Raw genomic sequence first — 16,909 nt, 5'->3', positions numbered from 1 at the left:
TGGAGAGATAATAATGAAAATAACAAAATCTTTACTGGCTGTGACCATGGCAGGGATGACTCTGCTGGCCACATCTGTATCTGCCAAAGTCAGTGAGCAGGAAGCTGCCCGTCTGGGTAAGGACCTGACACCCTTTGGTGCCGAGATGGCGGGCAATGCCGAAGGCACGATTCCAGCCTGGAATCCTGACTTCCAGCCACCGGCCAGCTATAAGACTGGTGGTCACTATCCAGACCCTTACGCTGATGAAAAACCGCTGTTTGTCATCACCGCTGAGAACATGGATCAGTATCAGGATAAGCTGACGCCGGGCATGAAGTCGCTGTTTAAAACGTACCCGGAGACGTTTAAAATGCCGGTCTATCCTACCCATCGGGATGCCATGTATTCTGATTTCAGCATCAAGCAGGTTCAGGCCAATGCCACCCGTGCCGAGCTGACACCAGACGGCAATGGGGTTGTGAAAGCGTTTGGCAGTGTGCCATTCCCAATCCCCCGGGGGCCGCTGGAAGTGATCTGGAATATGGCCTTTAATAACTGGCCTTATTTCTCGGATTATCGGATCACGGACGCGGTGGTTTATCGTAATGGCAGTCGTCTGGAAGGGGTCAGCAATTTCACCCGGATAGCACCTTACTTTAATCCGGATCTGGATTTTGAAACCTTCCAGAAAGAAGACCTTCCCCGTTCCGCTTCTATTATTAAAGCGCTGGCACCGACCCGGGAAAAAGGCAAAACCATCCTGGTTCATGAATTTGTTAACCAGAGTGTTGAGCCTCGTGCTGCCTGGAGTTATACACCGGGAATTCGTCGTGTACGTCGGGCGCCTACGGTAAAGTATGATTCACCGGCGGGTCTGGGTAACTGGCGCACCACCGATGAGTCCTACGGCTTTAACGGTGCCACCGATAAGTACAACTGGACGCTGGTTGGCAAGCAGGAGATGTACATTCCCTACAACGCCTATCGTTTTGAAAGCCCGGATGTCAGCCTCGATGAACTGCTGACCAAAGGTCATCCTAACCCTGAGTTTATGCGTTATGAACTGCACCGGGTCTGGGTGGTCAAGGCCGAGCTGAAGGAAGGCGAGCGTAATGTTTACAAAACTCGTGTTCTGTTTGTCGATGAAGATCAGTGGAACCCTATCGCTATCGACCAGTACGATAACCGCGATGAGTTGTGGCGTACCACCATGGTGAACTCGGTCAACCTGTTTGATATGCCAGGCATGGACCGTCGTTCTACCATCCACCACGATCTGATCTCAAGAGAGTACTTTGCCAACGAATTGCGTAACCCGCACCCACCAATGGTGGTTAACCGTGAGCAGAAAGAACTTTCTTACTTCACCTCTTCAACCCTGAAGAAGCTTGGGGTTCGTTAACAGACTTTCGTGATGATCTCATGAAAGTTTTTGGCCGGAGCTTGCTCCGGCCTTTTTTTGTCTATCGAATTGTTCCTCGCGCATGGCTTCAGGTTGGCTTGATAATCACATTGTTCCTCCGCTAGTTCTTTTTTTATTGTGAAAGTGGATATTGGCGACTAGATTTCGATCAGAGTCTTATTCGGTGTTTGAGAGGGATTGATAAGTGGGTGTTACTGATGATTAGCCAGATATTCGGAGGAAATGTATACAATTCGTTTGAATATTCACCAGGGAGTGAGCGTAGTGCTGCCAGTGATATGCTGCCTGTTGTTGACCGTCGTGGGTGTGTCAGTTTTATGCCGGTTCAACCAATGATCATTTCTGGCTATTCATCTTTTGCAGAACAGGTGAATACTCCGGTTATTAATAGAGCTATTGTTCCTTTTAATGCTACGCAGCCTTATGTTCCGAATTTAGACCCCTCAGCAAATATCCCGGCGTATATTAATCAACCCCAATCCGGCTATGCAGAAGGCTTCGGTCCGGTACAGGCAGAGCCTGTGCAGTTAGCCTGTATTGTACCTTTTTTAACAGATTTCGAGAATAATCTGTGCCTACATGCAGAAGTGGCAATGTGCTTGCTGGGCAATCGTGTGCAGAGTCCAGCGTTTTCTTATATTAAGATTGATCCTGACAGGGACGGTTATATTTGTGTTGATTGTGCCTCAGCCCTCAAGGGGAGTAGTGGTAATGAGCTGGTTAAAGTGACTGAATGTTTGAATGCTATCCTTGCTTGGCAGCAACTTTATCGGTTTAATAGTGGCTACCCTTTTTGTGTTGAAAACACGAACACTAATGTGTATTCAATCCATATAAACGGCATGCTCTCTGAACTATCATGGTTAAAGATCTATAACCGGCCGGGGGTTTTGGATTTCCATCGAGTTTTTCCATCTGAGTAAATTCTTTCTTTAACAGGAAGTTTGTGTTCGTAAAGTCATTTATGTACGGGATGTCTGCCCGTCATTAAATCCGGTTGTAATAATTATTCATTGTGCTGGATAGCTCCCTGTTCTCGGTAGCTCCTTGCCATGATGCCTGTCCCTTTTCTTATTTTCATACAGACTGGAACACTCGACGAGTCCGGGTATGCATTACCACGCAGGACCCACAGGGCCTAAAAGCATGGGAACGAGAAAATACCCTGTAAAAATCAGCCAGGGTGATTCATTCCTTTAGCCGCAAGTTGTGCTCCGGGGCCATACTTTCCAGAGGGCAGGATAAGAGCCAATTCCGGACGGTGGAACTATTTCAAGAATATATGGTCAATAAATGGTCTGTTTTGAAACAAATATTCAACGGGTGGTTTATGTCATTGCCTACATATGTTGGACGGACCCATTTTTCTTCAGCGCCAGTGAATTCGGAGACCATCAAGGTTTCCGGGGGGAATGGCGGGCGACTTCCAACAGATACACCTAAACCACCTCCACAGCTCGGTGGTTATCGTGTTAGCCCACATGAGCAATCCAGGTATTTACAGGAAAGATCTGGATTGATGAATTGCGATAATTCACCCTGTAAACCGGTGTCTGGTAATGATGCCGGGGTGAATAGAGATAATGTAAAATCGGTTAATAGTACTTCGGCCTATATGGCACCAATACCGAAGGCGCTGACTGTTGGGTCGGATATCAAGGATACGGGTTATTCCATTTCCGGGCTCAGTGACCACGCTGGTCAATCCCGGGGGCATTCATCTGGAGTATATATGGCTGGGGGACAGGGCGGTATTCCAGTTCAACATCATCAGGGAACACCAGTCTCTTCTGATACCGGTAAGGTGGGTTTTAGCCAGCGCAGCATACAAACTATGGAAGTTGACATGCTAAATCAACAGACTATCCGACCTAACGAAGATCGTGTGGGTGCCTGTGCAAAAGGGCTATCTCATCAGACACCTGATGCACCTGCACTGGTATATACGAGTCAGGTTGAATTGCGAAGCCGGAAGGTGTCATCACTCCATGGTGAACTACTAAAAAAAGATGGGAAGATCAATTCTCATGCCAATGGGTGCCCAATGCTGACGAAGTTGCTGGCGACAGATTCCGACTTTCTGGAAGATAATGACTTACAGAAGATGAAACAAACTCCCGGTGCTCAGGAAAATTCACCCGTTTCACATAACAAAGAAAGTACTTCAGCTGCGAGTACTGTCAAACAAAATGATAGTTGTCGAACAGGAATAACTGATCCTGTGCGGGCCACTCATGGGAAGAGGGGCATAAAGAGAACCGGTGGAAGCCAGTATCATTCGGGTAATGACAGATCAGATCGGGCGGACAACAGAAAGTGCAACAAGATACGATGGGAGGATGTATTAGAGGATTCTGAGATAAAGAAGCAGTTTAATGACTGTTTGAAACATCAATATCAGGCATTGATCTCGATGATAAGTTTGCAGGCACTGCTTTCTAAAAAGAGCGGGTTGTATGAAGGAATTAAATACATGTCAGAATCTGGGGAAAAAGTAGCAGTTGATTGCAGTAATCAGGCTCATGTAATTGATCATTTGGGGGGAGGAGGGAGTCAGTGGCAACTTCTGAATAGAGCAGCAGGTATGGAAAATTATCCCTGTGTTAAATATAAAAAAGGGGAGCCTTCAACTATTGAGGTTGATTTAGATGCAGCGAAAAAATTATTGCCTTTTGTTATGGAAATATGATCCAGGTTAAAAGACCTTATCAGAAAACCATCGCCGCAAAACACCCACAAACCGTCATCACCAGCAATAGCTTCTTCAGCGTTCCCGGTTTCGCCTGAATGGCAAACTTAACGGAGAAATGCGCACCAGCAATATAACCGATGGATAAAATCAGGGCAGGAAGCCATGCAATCTGGCCTCTGGCGATAAAAATAACTAATGCCACGGCGGTAAAGGCCAGCGTACACACCAGCTTTAGTGCATTGCCTCTGACAAGGTCATAACGCAGTACGCCGGAAATAGCCGCCAGCAGAATAAACCCCACGCCAGCCTGAACAAAGCCGCCATAAAATCCGGCAATAATAAGGCCAAACCACGATGCCGATGATTCACTGACCTTTAAGGGACTGGCGTTTTCCGGAGGCACGATAATGGACGGACGAATCACCATAATCAGTGTCATGGTCAGCATCGCACCCAATAATAGAGGTTTTAAAATCCAGTTGGGTGCAAAGGAGGCGGCGATAGCGCCTGCCAGACCGCCGATTAAAATGGGGGTCAGCATTGGTACTACTTCACGACTGTCCAGCCGGTTATGACGTCTGAATCCTAATGCGCCGGTCAGGCACTGCAGAAAGATACCGACCCGGTTACTGGCATTGGCAATATCTGCTGGCATGCCCATGACCATCAGGACCGGGAGTGTCAGATTGGAGCCACCGCCGGCCAGTGTATTGATAATGCCCGCCAGCACCCCTACAACCACCAGTACTGCGGATGACCACAGGGTCACTTCCATATCCTGTTCCTTATTTTCAGAACCGTTCGGTTTTCGAAAGGTTTATGATAGGTAAAATCTATCACCCTGATCATTTTAATTGATTTTGTTTTTTGCCATGCCGGGCTTAATCTCTATCACATCAGCAACACAAACCAAATAGGAAAACCGAATGACTCAATCTCTGATTAACACCGTTATCAAACCATTCAATGCTACTGCTTTCCACAAGGGTGAGTTTGTAGATGTCACTGAACAGAGCCTGCTGGGCAAGTGGTCTATTGTGTTCTTCTACCCGGCTGACTTCACCTTTGTCTGCCCGACTGAGCTGGGTGATCTGGCTGATCACCATGAAAAGCTGCAGTCCATGGGTGTTGAAGTGTACTCCGTTTCTACCGACACGCACTTCACTCATAAAGCATGGCATGATGGTTCTGACACCATCAAAAAGATTCAGTTCCCAATGATCGGCGATCCAACCGGCACCATCACCCGCAACTTTGGTGTGATGATTGAAGCAGAAGGCCTGGCTCTTCGTGGCACCTTTGTTATCAACCCGGAAGGTGAGATCAAGTCCATGGAAACCAACGATCTGGGCATTGGTCGCTCCGCCAAAGACCTGGTTCGTAAGGTTCAGGCTGCCCAGCACATTGCTGCGCACCCCGGTGAAGTTTGCCCGGCGGCATGGCAGCCAGGTGAAGAAACACTGGCTCCTTCTCTGGATCTGGTCGGCAAGATTTAACAATCCCCGGTCCTTCGGCCAAAACCATACGTCGGTTGTCCTGACTGGCGTATGGCCAAGGCTGACCAGGAATTCTGATCAACCTTAATTCCTGGTCAGCTTTCAGAGGCATCATCGTGATTCTCAAAGCCTCTGCATGATCCATCGTTTTCTCTTATTTCAGAAATATAAAGGCACTGTCATGTTAGATACAGCCATGAAGGCTCAATTAAAAACCTACCTTCAGAACCTGAAAACGCCCGTTGAGCTGGTACTGTCACTGGATGACAGTAATAAGTCCAGGGAAATGGCATCACTTGCAAACGACATTAGCAGTTTATCGGATCTGGTTACGATAAAAGACCGCAGTAGTGTTTCCGTGTCTCAGAATAACTCTCCATATGAAAATGAGCGAAAACCACAGATGCTGGTTCGTTCTGCCGCTACCGGCAGTGAAATTCGCTTTGCCGGCCTGCCAATGGGGCATGAGTTTACTTCTCTGGTACTGGCATTGCTGCACAGTGGTGGCCATCCCATTAAGGTGGATGATGAGGTTGCTGCCCAGGTCAGGGCGCTGACAGGAATCTATAAATTTGAGACTTATATCTCCCTGAGCTGTCAAAACTGCCCTGATGTTATTCAGGCGTTGAATATCATGTCTGCCCTGAATCCGAACATTACCAACGTGATGATTGATGGTGCCCTGTTTCAGGATGAGGTGGATGAAAGAAAAATCATGGCAGTGCCTTCGGTTTATCTGAATGGTGAGTTGTTTGTCCAGGGTCGTATTTCCCTGCAGGAAATTCTGAATAAGCTGGATACTGGCGCGGTAAAACGTCAGGCCGAAGCGCTCTCAGAAAAAGCACCTTTTGATGTGTTGGTGGTGGGTGGTGGTCCAGCCGGTGCGGCTTCGGCTATCTACAGTGCCCGTAAGGGAATTCGTACCGGTATTGTGGCTGATCGTTTTGGTGGTCAGGTAATGGATACCGTTGGCATTGAGAATTTTATCTCGGTAAAAGCAACCGAAGGACCAAAACTGGCCGCGAGTCTGGAGGAACATGTACGGGATTATGATGTTGATATCATGACTCAGCAGCGAGCCAGCCGGATTATTGCTGCCGGGCAGGTGGGTGATCTGATTCAGGTTGAGCTGGAAAGTGGCGCAATCCTGAAGAGCCGCTCACTGGTGATTGCCACTGGTGCCCGCTGGAGAGAGATGAATGTTCCAGGCGAGCAGGAATATCGTGGTAAAGGTGTCGCTTACTGTCCCCATTGTGATGGTCCACTGTTCAAAGGTAAGAGGGTTGCGGTCATCGGTGGTGGTAACTCCGGCATTGAAGCGGCGATTGATCTTGCAGGTATTGTTGAACATGTCACTGTTCTGGAATTCGACAGCAAGCTGAGAGCCGATGAGGTGCTGCAGCGCAAAGCTCGCTCCATGGGTAATATTGATATTATTACCGAAGCATTGACTACAGAAGTGCTGGGCGATGGTGAGAAGGTTACCGGGTTGCGTTATACCGACCGGGCAACGAATGAAAGTCAATCGGTAGAGCTGGCCGGTATCTTTGTTCAGATTGGCCTGATACCCAATGCTGAATTCCTCAAAGGTACTCTTGAGCTGACCCCTCGTGGTGAGATTATCGTGGGTGCCCAGGGTAACACTTCGCTGCCCGGTGTGTTTGCGGCGGGTGATGTGACCACGGCACCTTACAAGCAGATTATTATTGCCATGGGCAGTGGTGCTAACGCCGCACTGGGGGCTTTTGACTATCTGATTCGTACGCCGGAGCCTCAACAACAACAGCAGGCTGCTTGAATAAGTTGTAAAAATTGAAAGCCCCTCAGGTTTATCCTCAGGGGCTATGTATGGGACAAAACCTTATAGCAGGGTAAATGAGCGTCAGGATGATGCAATGGAAGCGGCATCATCCTGGCGAAGTCAAAAAATACGTACTGTATTACGTACGTAATTAATAAAAACAGAATCAGGTGACTACCTATGAGTAAATACAGCGCCAGCGAAGCCCGTGCGAATCTGTACCGGCTTATAGATGAAACCGCCCAAAGCCATAAGCCTGTGCTAATTACCGGCAAGCGTAACAATGCCGTACTGGTATCAGAAGAAGACTGGAGTGCTATTCAGGAAATACTTCACCTTCTCTCGGTACCGGGAATGCAAGAATCCATTCGTGAAGGATTAGCCAGTGATATTTCAGACTGCAATGAAGAGCCAGGATGGTGAGCTGGACACTGGTGTACACTTGGCAAGCCCGGAAGGACGCAAAAAAACACGTGCGGCGGCTTAAAGTCCAACGTTGAAACACTATTGCAAATACTGGCGGATAATCCATTTCAAACCCCACCACCTTATGAAAAGCTGATTGGAGACCTTTACGGTGCTTTATCAAGGAGGATTAATATTCAGCATCGGTTGGTTTACCAGATACTGAAAAAAGAGAAAACGGTCAAGATTATCAGGATGTGGACACATTATGATTAGTTGGCAGTTAAACTTGATCTCTGACAACTGAAAACTACCCGTTATCTCTGGCAATTCTCTTACTCACCATTGAATAGGATTAAAGATCGTCCAGAATCATGACCCCGGTTTTAAAAATACGTCTGAAACAGGGTATGATGCAGCGATCACGGTTTTTTAAAACTCAGGAATATGGCAACAGGACAAAAAGGTTTTCTATTAACCAGGCAGAGTTCCGACCGTCGTAACTGTACTGAAATTGTGCTTTGGGTGGTGACCGACGATCAGCCAGTGTGTCTGGTTATAGAAGGAGAACAGCCAGTTTTGTTTGTGGAAACGCCTGCTTTAGAGCAAGCCAGAAAGTTGCTTAATCACGCCCGGGTTACTTTTTCTTTCCGCGACCTTGAGTTAACTACATTTCATCATCAGCGAGTTGCTGCTCTTTATTTCAATACTATTGATAGCAGTCAGCGGGCTCGTCGGTTGCTCAGTTCTGAGTCCTTGCCAATATATGAAGCCGATCTTCGCCTCCATGACCGCTATCTGATGGAGCGCTTTATCTATGGTCCCCTGGAGTTTACCGGTGATCCCATTCAGCGCAACGGCTACATTGAGTATCGTCAGGCTCGTGTTCGGCCAGCTCAATATACGCCATCATTCCGGTTGATTTCTCTGGATGTTGAGTGCTCTGTCAGAGGTGAACTCTATTCCATCGGACTCTTTGGTGAAGGGCTTGCGACTGTATTGATGATTGGAGAGCCTCCAGCTCCTGAGCCGATAGAACCTGTATCTGATGGACCGCTGGATATTCATTGGGTCGCTGATGAGCGGGCTCTGCTTGAGGCATTGGAAGAGCAGGTTGCACAGTATGACCCGGACCTGTTTATTGGCTGGAATGTTATCAACTTTGATTTTCGCTTATTGCTGAAGCGGGCTGCCCTGTATCGAATGCCCCTGAAGTTGGGCAGAGGCCGACAAGCTGGCCGTTGGCGGGAACGAAGTACTGAACCTGGTCAGGGGTATGTTTCAATCCCCGGGCGAATGGTGATTGATGGAATTGATGCCCTTAAGTCAGCCACCTGGCAGTTTGACAGCTTTAGTCTTGAGTCCGTTGCCCGGGAGTTGCTGGGTAAGGGAAAAGCCATTGACGATGTCAGTAATCGATTGAGCGCTATTACTCACGATTTTCATCACAATAAGCAGAAGCTGGCAAAGTACAATCTGGAAGACTGCCGTCTGGTAACGGAGATTTTTGAGAAAACACGACTGCTGGACTTTCTCCGGTTACGCAGTGAACTGACCGGGCTGGAACTGGATCGTATCGGCGGTTCAGTACAGGCCTTCACCAATCTCTACCTTCCGAAACTGCACCGTGCCGGTTATATCGCGCCAAATCTTCCGGAAGACGGTGGCCTGGCCTCGCCCGGTGGTTATGTGATGGAGTCGCTGCCTGGCTTATACAACAATGTACTGGTACTGGATTTTAAAAGCCTGTACCCATCCATTATTCGTACATTTAAAGTCGATCCCCTGGGGCTGGTGGAGGGGTTAAACCATCGGGATGACGCTATTCCCGGTTTTAAAGGTGCATTCTTTTCCAGAGAACGTCATTTTCTGCCGGAGATTATTACTCAGCTCTGGCAACAGCGGGACCAGGCTAAAGCAGAGCATGACAACGCCCGTTCACAGGCGATTAAAATCCTGATGAATTCTTTTTATGGAGTACTGGGTTCCGGAGGTTGTCGATTTTACGATACCCGTCTGGCCAGCTCTATCACTTTGCGCGGCCATGAAATCATGCAGCAGACTTCACAGTGGGTTGAAGAGCAAGGGCATCAGGTGATTTACGGGGATACGGATTCTATCTTTATTCTTCTGGATGAAAGCCTTTCCCATAAGGAGGCTGAACAAATAGGACAACAGCTGGCAACCGATATTAATCGTCGCTGGCAGGGTTTGTTAAAAGACTCTCTGGGACTTACTTGTTATCTGGAAATGGAATATGAAACGCACTATCGACGTTTTCTGATGCCGACTATCCGCGGGTCCGAAACCGGTAGCAAGAAACGTTATGCCGGTTTGAAAGTGGGTAAAACCGGTGACGAACTGGTTTGCAAAGGGCTTGAAGCTGTCCGGTCAGACTGGACACCCCTGGCCCGAAAGTTTCAGGCAGAGCTACTGCAACGGGTGTTTGCTGGTGGTGACCCCTCTGTTTATATTCTGGATACGGTTAATGCAGTGCAACAGGGTGAAAAGGATGACCAGCTGGTTTATAAAAAACGATTACGCCGTCGTTTAAATGATTATGTGAAAAATGTGCCCCCCCAGGTGCGCGCTGCCCGTATGGCGGATGAACAGAACCGGGCGGCAGGCAAACCCCTGCAATACCAGAACCGGGGTTCTGTTCAATATGTTTTTACCATGAATGGCCCGGAGCCCCTGGACTATTTAAACAGCGTTATTGACTACGACCATTATGTGACCAAACAGCTGAAACCCATTGCGGATGGTATCCTGCCCTTTGTAAATCTGGATTTTGAAAAAATTATTACCTCTCAATCCAGCCTGTTTTAAATAATCCATGGTTTGAGTTTTTAATGACGGGTAACTATTTTCTGATGGGTGATGATGTTTTACGTTCCTGTTCAGAGTGGTTGCTTCAATGTCCAATCTTGCTGATTTTCTTTATCGGAATGCTGCTGTTTATCCTGATAAAACTGCCATTGTTTTTGGCGACCTTCGCATCAGTTATCAGGAGCTGACGGACGCGGCGGCAAAAATTGCTGAAGGGTTGCAACAAAAAGGCATCAGGCCGGGGGACCGGGTGGCCATGAGTTGTCCGAATATTCCCCAGTTTTTGATGGTCTATTTCGGTATTCTCAGCGCCGGTGCCGTGGTGGTGCCTCTCAATATTCTTCTGAAGCAAAAGGAAATCGCCTATCACCTGACCGATAGCCAGGCGGTGGCTTTTTTCTGTTTTGAGGGCTCCAGCGAACTCCCCCTTGGGCAGCGGGGGCTGAAAGCCTTTAATCAGGTGGAATGCTGTCTGCACTTTTTTGCGATTACCGGAGATTTGGCTGCAGAAAACTGGCAGGATCAGCCTGCGCTGGCGACCCTTTTGTCCAGTGATCCCCTGACCATTCCCCGGGAGCGGGCTGCGGATGATACGGCCGCTATTCTCTACACTTCCGGGACAACCGGCAAACCCAAAGGGGCTGAACTGACACACCATAATCTGTCCATGAACGCATTAGCCTGCTCAACGGTGATGGCGACCAATATTCATGATACTCATCTGGTGGCGTTGCCACTTTTCCATGTCTTTGCCCAGACCGGTCATATGCTTCACGCCGTGGTTTCAGCGTCGACCATGGTGTTGATGGTGCGCTTTGATGCTGAGCAATGCCTGCAGTTGCTGGCTCAGGAATCGGTAACTTTTTTTGCCGGTGTTCCTACCATGTATATTGCCCTCAATGCTCAGGCAGATTCACTGGCTAAGAGCCTTCAGCCGGGTGAAAGTCTCCGGCAAGCCATTACCGGGAAGCTCAGGCTTTGTATCAGTGGCGGGGGGCCAATGCCGGTGGAAGTGTTGAAGTCATTTGAAACGAATTTCAAAGTGACGCTTCTGGAAGGATATGGGCTCTCGGAAACTTCACCGGTTGCCTGCTTTAATACGTTGGATCAGGAACGTATTCCCGGTTCTATTGGTCGGCCTATCCCGGGAGTGGCTTTGAGAATAGTCGGTGAAGATGGCAGTACTTTATCCCATGGTCAGGATGGCGAGCTGGCCATTCGTGGGCACAATGTTATGAAAGGGTATTTTAACCAGCCGGAACAGACGGCCGGGGTGATCAAAAATGGCTGGTTTCATACCGGCGATATTGCCCGATGTGATGAGGCCGGTAACTATTTTATTGTTGACCGTAAGAAAGACCTGATTATCCGCGGTGGTTTTAACGTATATCCTCGTGAGGTGGAAGAAGTGCTGTTGGCTCATCCCGATATCATGCAGGCTGCGGTGATTGGTGTGCCCGATGATTACTATGTGGAAGAGATTATGGCCTGCCTGATCTTGCGTGAAGGCTGTGAGTTGTCTCCAGAACTGGTAAAAACCTGGGCCCGCCAGCAGTTGGGGGATTATAAATACCCCCGATATGTCCGTGTTTTTCAGGAGTTCCCGGTGAGTGCTACCGGAAAAGTGCTGAAAAGGGAGTTAAGGGAATGGGTGCAAGGGGAGCATAAAAAGTAATCGCAGTTCGGCTTTTCCCCGGTGATGGAACCGGTTTCTACCAGTTCTGCTTATTGGTTTATGGCGATCCATCAGTGTGGCGTTGAAAAACCGGGGTAGGACTCATTGACGATTTCTGTGAGAATAGTCGGTTTTTACCACTGCACTGAAGAATCCATGCCAACACCAAAGACTGCCCCAGACCTGTTTTCATACCCCAAATACTGGGCAGAGTGTTATGGCACAGCCCCTTATCTGCCCATGTCCCGTCAGGAGATGGACGATCTCGGCTGGGATTCCTGCGACATTATTATTGTTACTGGCGATGCTTATGTAGACCACCCCAGTTTTGGTATGGCGGTGATTGGCCGTTTTCTGGAGTCCCAGGGGTTTCGGGTGGGGATTATTGCCCAGCCGGACTGGCGCAATGCCGGAGCCTTTAAACAACTGGGTAAACCGAATCTGTTTTTTGGAGTGACGGCGGGCAATATGGACTCGATGATCAACCGGTACACGGCGGATCTGAAAGTGCGTAATGATGATGCCTATACGCCCAATGCAGAACCGGGCAAGCGGCCGGATCGGGCGGTGACTGTTTACAGTCAGCGTTGTAAGGAAGCATACAGTGATGTGCCCGTTATTCTGGGTGGTATTGAAGCAAGCCTTCGTCGTATAGCCCAGTATGATTACTGGAGTGATGAGGTCAGGCGTTCGGTGCTGGTGGATGCGACGGCAGAAATCCTGCTTTACGGCAATGCCGAGAGAGCGATGGCTGAAGTGGCTGACCGGCTGGCGGCGGGTGTCAATATCCGTGATATTGATGATGTTCGTGGTACGGTTGTGGTCAAGCCTGAAGTGCCCGGTGGCTGGACCGAGCTCGATTCTTCACGGATAGACTGGCCACGGGAAATCAGCTCGTTGCAGGAAGCGTTTGGCTCAAGTCCTTATGAGTACAGGGAAGAGGAGAGTTGCCAGACTGAGCAGAGTGCATCCAATAATGATGAAGTTCAGCCGGTTCGGATCATACCCATGCCATTGCATCGTGCTGAACAGTTGAATTCGGAAACCACCTGTATACGACTGCCTTCGTTTGAAAAGGTCCATAATGACCCTGCATTGTATGCCCATGCCTCCAGAGTGTTGCATCAGGAATCCAATCCCCACAATGCCCGGGTACTGGTGCAGAAACATGGCAACCGTGAACTCTGGGTTAATCCACCGCCTATTCCTCTGGAGACCCCGGAGCTTGATGGTGTCTTTGACCTGTCTTTCCAGCGTCGTCCACACCCGTCTTATGGTAATACCAAAATCCCGGCTTACGACATGATCAAGACCTCGGTCAATATCATGAGGGGCTGTTTTGGCGGCTGCAGCTTCTGTTCGATTACAGAACATGAGGGGCGAGTCATACAGAGCCGCTCCCATGAGTCTGTGCTGGCAGAGCTGGAAGATATCCGTGATAAGGTGCCGGGCTTTACCGGCCAGATTTCTGATCTGGGTGGCCCAACGGCGAATATGTACGACCTGAACTGTAAGGATGACAAAATTCAGGCAAGTTGTCGGCGGTTATCCTGTGTTTTTCCGGGGATCTGTAAAAACCTGAAGACGTCCCATAAGCAGACAACGGAGCTTTATCGAAAAGCCCGGGCCATTCCGGGCATTAAGAAAATCTCGATTGCCTCCGGCCTGCGTTATGACCTGGCGGTGGAAGATCCGGAATACGTCGAAGAACTGGTCACCCATCATGTGGGTGGCTATCTGAAGATTGCTCCGGAACATACCGAGAAGGGCACTCTGGACCTGATGATGAAACCAGAGATGGGCACTTATGACGCCTTTAAAAAGATGTTTGAACACTTCTCCCGGAAGGCGGGTAAGAAGCAATATCTGATTCCTTACTTTATTGCCGCTCATCCCGGTTGTGAAGATGAAGACATGTTGAACCTTTCTTTATGGCTGAAAAAGAATAAATTCCGGGTTGATCAGGTGCAGACCTTTTATCCATCGCCTATGTCTCTGGCGACGGCGATGTATCATTCGGAGAAAAACCCGTTGAAACGGGTCAGCTATAAAAGCCCTCGCCTCTACACGCCAAGAACCATCGATCAGCGTCGTTTACAGAAGGCCTTTCTCCGTTATCACGATGCCAAGAACTGGCCATTTCTTCGTCAGGCGTTGCGGGATATGAACCGTTCAGACCTGATTGGCCCTGGTAAACATCAACTGGTGCCGGAAGAAGAAAATAAAGGGCAGAGAAGGTCCGGGCAGAGAGTGAACACATCGAGTACTTTCCAGAAAGCCAGGGGAGGTCAGTGGGATAATCGTTCTGCTAAAACTGGAAAAAGTACTTCCGGTGGGCAGAAAAAAGGGCGCCGCAGGTAGACTGCCTGGCAGGGCTCTGGAAAATGTCTATGGATAAACTCCATCAGGGGGCACCACAGGCCCCAGTCCTATTCGGCATTTGTTGAACCCCTCTCGCCAGCCACCGAGATACTCTTCATAAGTGCCTGGCAGGGAGGGAGCTTGCTCCCAACCGGCCTCTGGCAAGCCGACATTTCTTATTGCAGCACCGCATCCCATGTCCTGACCGTAGGTCGTCATATCCGTATAGAGCGTATTTTCCGGAGTGGTTGTTGGCTCCGATGGGGGCCTGTCCTCAGGTGGCACATGGACAGACTGACAGGCAACCATAACGAACAGGACGAAGACTAATAGTCCGATTGCTGAGTGTTTGATCATAAGGGGACTCAATGACAGCGAGAGAAAACAGTGTTCAGTTTAGTGGCTAAATTATTCGGCGGCAGGATTGGTTTTCATCGCTTACCTGTGTTTCTGTCGTCGTACTTCTGGGCTGCCAGCTCCGGGGGCATCAGCTGCATTCAGTGTCTTTCTGGCAGAATCTGGATTTGAATATGGCTGATTACGACCAACGGATGGCACTTCGTATTGCAGCGCTGATTTAACGGATCACCGGGGTGACAGTGCTCTCGATGATGCCAGAATAATTCAACATGATGTATTGATAGAATCGCTGGAAGCTTCAATGTGTGGCTGAATTATCTTAATCAGTCGGGGTGTTTCTTCAATTCATGTAGATGTTTAATGTAGTGAATCACCGGATGAATCGGATTTTGACTCTCAATTCCTGATGGATTTTTGGCGTAGTACCCATGTTTATCAGGTTATTGGTTCAGGTCTGGTGATGCAGGGGAAGTATTGTGTATTAAAAACGTGCGACCGTCCTCCAAAGGCTAGAATTTAATAGATACCAAAAAATCTAAAATATCCAGTTAGCGTTTGGCAGAGACAGAATAATGAATGGAGCTGATTCTGGAAACAGGACTCTTATTGGTTTTGCCTCAGACGTTCAGGGCGAGGCTTTTGTGCTATTGCCGGATGGTACCCGGAGCGCACTTAAAGCGGGGGGGGCGGTATATCTGAATGATCAGGTCATCGCTAATGGAGGTACTGTATTACTTCAATTAATTAATAATCAACAGGTATCAGTTGATGGCCAGACGAGCACTATTTTAAATAAGGAATTTCTCGGTATTGATTTCTTTATTACCGGTGATGAAGGTAATGAGGAATTGGCTGTCAAACCTCAATTGGAACAATTGGATGATGCTGAGCAGATAGCAGTGTTGCCTGCCACAGAGTCTGGGGAGGTAGCTGAAGATGAACCTCAGTACAGTGACTCGGGACCTGAGCTTCCCTTCATTATTAATCGTGAGGATGCTTCGGCCTTTTACATTATTAACAGGTTTTCTGACGACGATGCTTCCCAACCGGATAAACAGCGTCAGTTTGCCTTAAATAGAATAACTCCAAAAGATGAAGTATTTACCCTTTCCAATACAGACAATGCTTCCCCCGTAATCGACCCGGCACAGACACCGGTATTTAGTACCAGTGAAGGCGGGACGGTTTCTATCACCGCCGCGGAACTGCTGGTGGGTGTTACCGACGATACGACCGATACGCCGACCATCCTGTCGGTGGATGTCCCACCAGAACAGGGCACGGTAACCCAGGGGGATGATGGCCAATGGATTTATACACCAGCCCCGGATTTCAGTGGTGAGGCGGAGATCAGCTTTGAGGTGTCTGACGGCACCCAGACCACCACCGGTACCACCACCGTTACTGTTACCAATACCGATGACGATGCCCCGGTGATCGATCCGGCCCGGCTACCGACCTTCAGTGGCAGTGAGGGCGGAACCATTGAGATCACGGAAGAGGCACTGCTGGCCGGGGTCAGTGACGATACGACGGAGACCCCGACCATCCTGTCCGTGGATGTCCCGCCAGAACAGGGCACGGTAACCCGGGGGGATGATGGTCAATGGATTTATACGCCAGCCCCGGATTTCAATGGTGAGGCGGAGATCAGCTTTGAGGCATCCGACGGCACCCAGACCACCACCGGTACCACCACCGTCACTGTTACCAATACCGATGACGATGCCCCGGTAATCGATCCGGCCCAGGTGCCGACCTTCAGTGGCAGTGAGGGCGGAACCATTGAGATCACGGAAGAGGCACTGCTGGCCGGGGTCAGTGACGATACGACGGAGACCCCGACCATCCTGTCGGTGGATGTCCCGCCAGAACAGGGCACGGT

The 16,909-nt window shown here is 49.1% G+C and carries 12 protein-coding genes and 1 pseudogene; 11 read left to right on the top strand and 2 right to left on the bottom strand.

Annotated features, from left to right (window positions below; all coding sequences use genetic code 11):
• From RM811_RS03500 to RM811_RS03490, 3 genes are all read left to right on the top strand, one after another.
• The coding region (locus RM811_RS03500) for a DUF1329 domain-containing protein (RefSeq protein WP_402520807.1) at positions 1-1,384 on the top strand (1,384 nt) is incomplete at its 5' end.
• Between the two features lie 218 nt (positions 1,385-1,602).
• Positions 1,603-2,328, top strand: coding sequence for a hypothetical protein (locus tag RM811_RS03495; RefSeq protein WP_402520805.1), 726 nt, complete (start codon positions 1,603-1,605; stop codon positions 2,326-2,328).
• Between the two features lie 596 nt (positions 2,329-2,924).
• A complete protein-coding gene (locus tag RM811_RS03490; protein WP_402520803.1) occupies positions 2,925-4,094 on the top strand; it encodes a hypothetical protein in 1,170 nt (389 codons plus the stop codon).
• 19 nt (positions 4,095-4,113) lie between these two features.
• Here the strand turns inward: RM811_RS03490 and RM811_RS03485 are convergent, their stop codons facing one another.
• Positions 4,114-4,872 carry a sulfite exporter TauE/SafE family protein gene (locus RM811_RS03485; protein ID WP_402520801.1) on the bottom strand — a complete coding sequence of 253 codons (759 nt, stop codon included), beginning with the start codon at positions 4,870-4,872 and terminating at the stop codon, positions 4,114-4,116.
• Positions 4,873-5,023: 151 nt separating this feature from the next.
• Between RM811_RS03485 and ahpC the strand changes: the two genes are divergently transcribed.
• The 7 genes and pseudogenes from ahpC (at position 5,024) to RM811_RS03450 (ending at position 14,664) form a co-directional block, all read left to right on the top strand.
• Entirely contained in the window at positions 5,024-5,593 is a 570-nt protein-coding gene (gene ahpC, locus RM811_RS03480; protein ID WP_402520799.1) for an alkyl hydroperoxide reductase subunit C, read from the top strand.
• 181 nt (positions 5,594-5,774) lie between these two features.
• Positions 5,775-7,391, top strand: a complete 1,617-nt coding sequence (ahpF, locus tag RM811_RS03475) for an alkyl hydroperoxide reductase subunit F (RefSeq protein ID WP_402520797.1) — start codon at positions 5,775-5,777, stop codon at positions 7,389-7,391.
• A gap of 183 nt (positions 7,392-7,574) precedes the next feature.
• Positions 7,575-7,817, top strand: a complete 243-nt coding sequence (locus tag RM811_RS03470) for a type II toxin-antitoxin system Phd/YefM family antitoxin (RefSeq protein ID WP_402520795.1) — start codon at positions 7,575-7,577, stop codon at positions 7,815-7,817.
• Positions 7,814-8,075 (top strand): annotated as a pseudogene (locus tag RM811_RS03465) (Txe/YoeB family addiction module toxin). The gene RM811_RS03470 and the pseudogene RM811_RS03465 overlap by 4 nt, the downstream one beginning before the upstream one ends.
• Positions 8,076-8,246: 171 nt before the next feature.
• A complete protein-coding gene (locus tag RM811_RS03460; protein ID WP_402520793.1) occupies positions 8,247-10,628 on the top strand; it encodes a DNA polymerase II in 2,382 nt (793 codons plus the stop codon).
• Between the two features lie 88 nt (positions 10,629-10,716).
• On the top strand, positions 10,717-12,303 hold the full coding sequence (locus RM811_RS03455) for a long-chain fatty acid--CoA ligase (protein WP_402520791.1): 1,587 nt from the start codon (positions 10,717-10,719) through the stop codon (positions 12,301-12,303).
• A 156-nt stretch (positions 12,304-12,459) separates the two neighbouring features.
• A complete protein-coding gene (locus RM811_RS03450) occupies positions 12,460-14,664 on the top strand; it encodes a YgiQ family radical SAM protein (RefSeq protein WP_402520789.1) in 2,205 nt (734 codons plus the stop codon).
• A gap of 27 nt (positions 14,665-14,691) precedes the next feature.
• Here RM811_RS03450 and RM811_RS03445 read toward each other — a convergent pair whose 3' ends face one another.
• Positions 14,692-15,021: a hypothetical protein gene (locus tag RM811_RS03445; RefSeq protein WP_402520788.1), complete on the bottom strand. Its 330-nt coding sequence runs from the start codon at positions 15,019-15,021 to the stop codon at positions 14,692-14,694.
• A gap of 575 nt (positions 15,022-15,596) precedes the next feature.
• Between RM811_RS03445 and RM811_RS03440 the strand changes: the two genes are divergently transcribed.
• The coding region (locus RM811_RS03440) for a cadherin-like domain-containing protein (protein WP_402520786.1) at positions 15,597-16,909 on the top strand (1,313 nt) is incomplete at its 3' end.

Origin of the sequence: Endozoicomonas sp. (genome assembly GCF_031844845.1) — a bacterium.
Lineage (GTDB): Bacteria > Pseudomonadota > Gammaproteobacteria > Pseudomonadales > Endozoicomonadaceae > Endozoicomonas.
The sequence above is the reverse complement of the archived record's forward strand: the minus strand, read 5'-3'. Positions and strand labels throughout refer to the sequence as shown.

Excerpts from the sequence above, each read along its gene's own strand:
- ahpF (WP_402520797.1), top strand. The coding sequence starts at position 5,775 with ATGTTAGATACAGCCATGAAGGCTCAATTAAAAACCTACCTTCAGAAC.
- RM811_RS03485 (WP_402520801.1), bottom strand. The coding sequence starts at position 4,872 with ATGGAAGTGACCCTGTGGTCATCCGCAGTACTGGTGGTTGTAGGGGTG.
- RM811_RS03495 (WP_402520805.1), top strand. The coding sequence starts at position 1,603 with ATGATTAGCCAGATATTCGGAGGAAATGTATACAATTCGTTTGAATAT.
- ahpC (WP_402520799.1), top strand. The coding sequence starts at position 5,024 with ATGACTCAATCTCTGATTAACACCGTTATCAAACCATTCAATGCTACT.
- RM811_RS03450 (WP_402520789.1), top strand. The coding sequence starts at position 12,460 with ATGCCAACACCAAAGACTGCCCCAGACCTGTTTTCATACCCCAAATAC.
- RM811_RS03460 (WP_402520793.1), top strand. The coding sequence starts at position 8,247 with ATGGCAACAGGACAAAAAGGTTTTCTATTAACCAGGCAGAGTTCCGAC.
- RM811_RS03455 (WP_402520791.1), top strand. The coding sequence starts at position 10,717 with ATGTCCAATCTTGCTGATTTTCTTTATCGGAATGCTGCTGTTTATCCT.
- RM811_RS03490 (WP_402520803.1), top strand. The coding sequence starts at position 2,925 with ATGAATTGCGATAATTCACCCTGTAAACCGGTGTCTGGTAATGATGCC.
- RM811_RS03445 (WP_402520788.1), bottom strand. The coding sequence starts at position 15,021 with ATGATCAAACACTCAGCAATCGGACTATTAGTCTTCGTCCTGTTCGTT.
- RM811_RS03470 (WP_402520795.1), top strand. The coding sequence starts at position 7,575 with ATGAGTAAATACAGCGCCAGCGAAGCCCGTGCGAATCTGTACCGGCTT.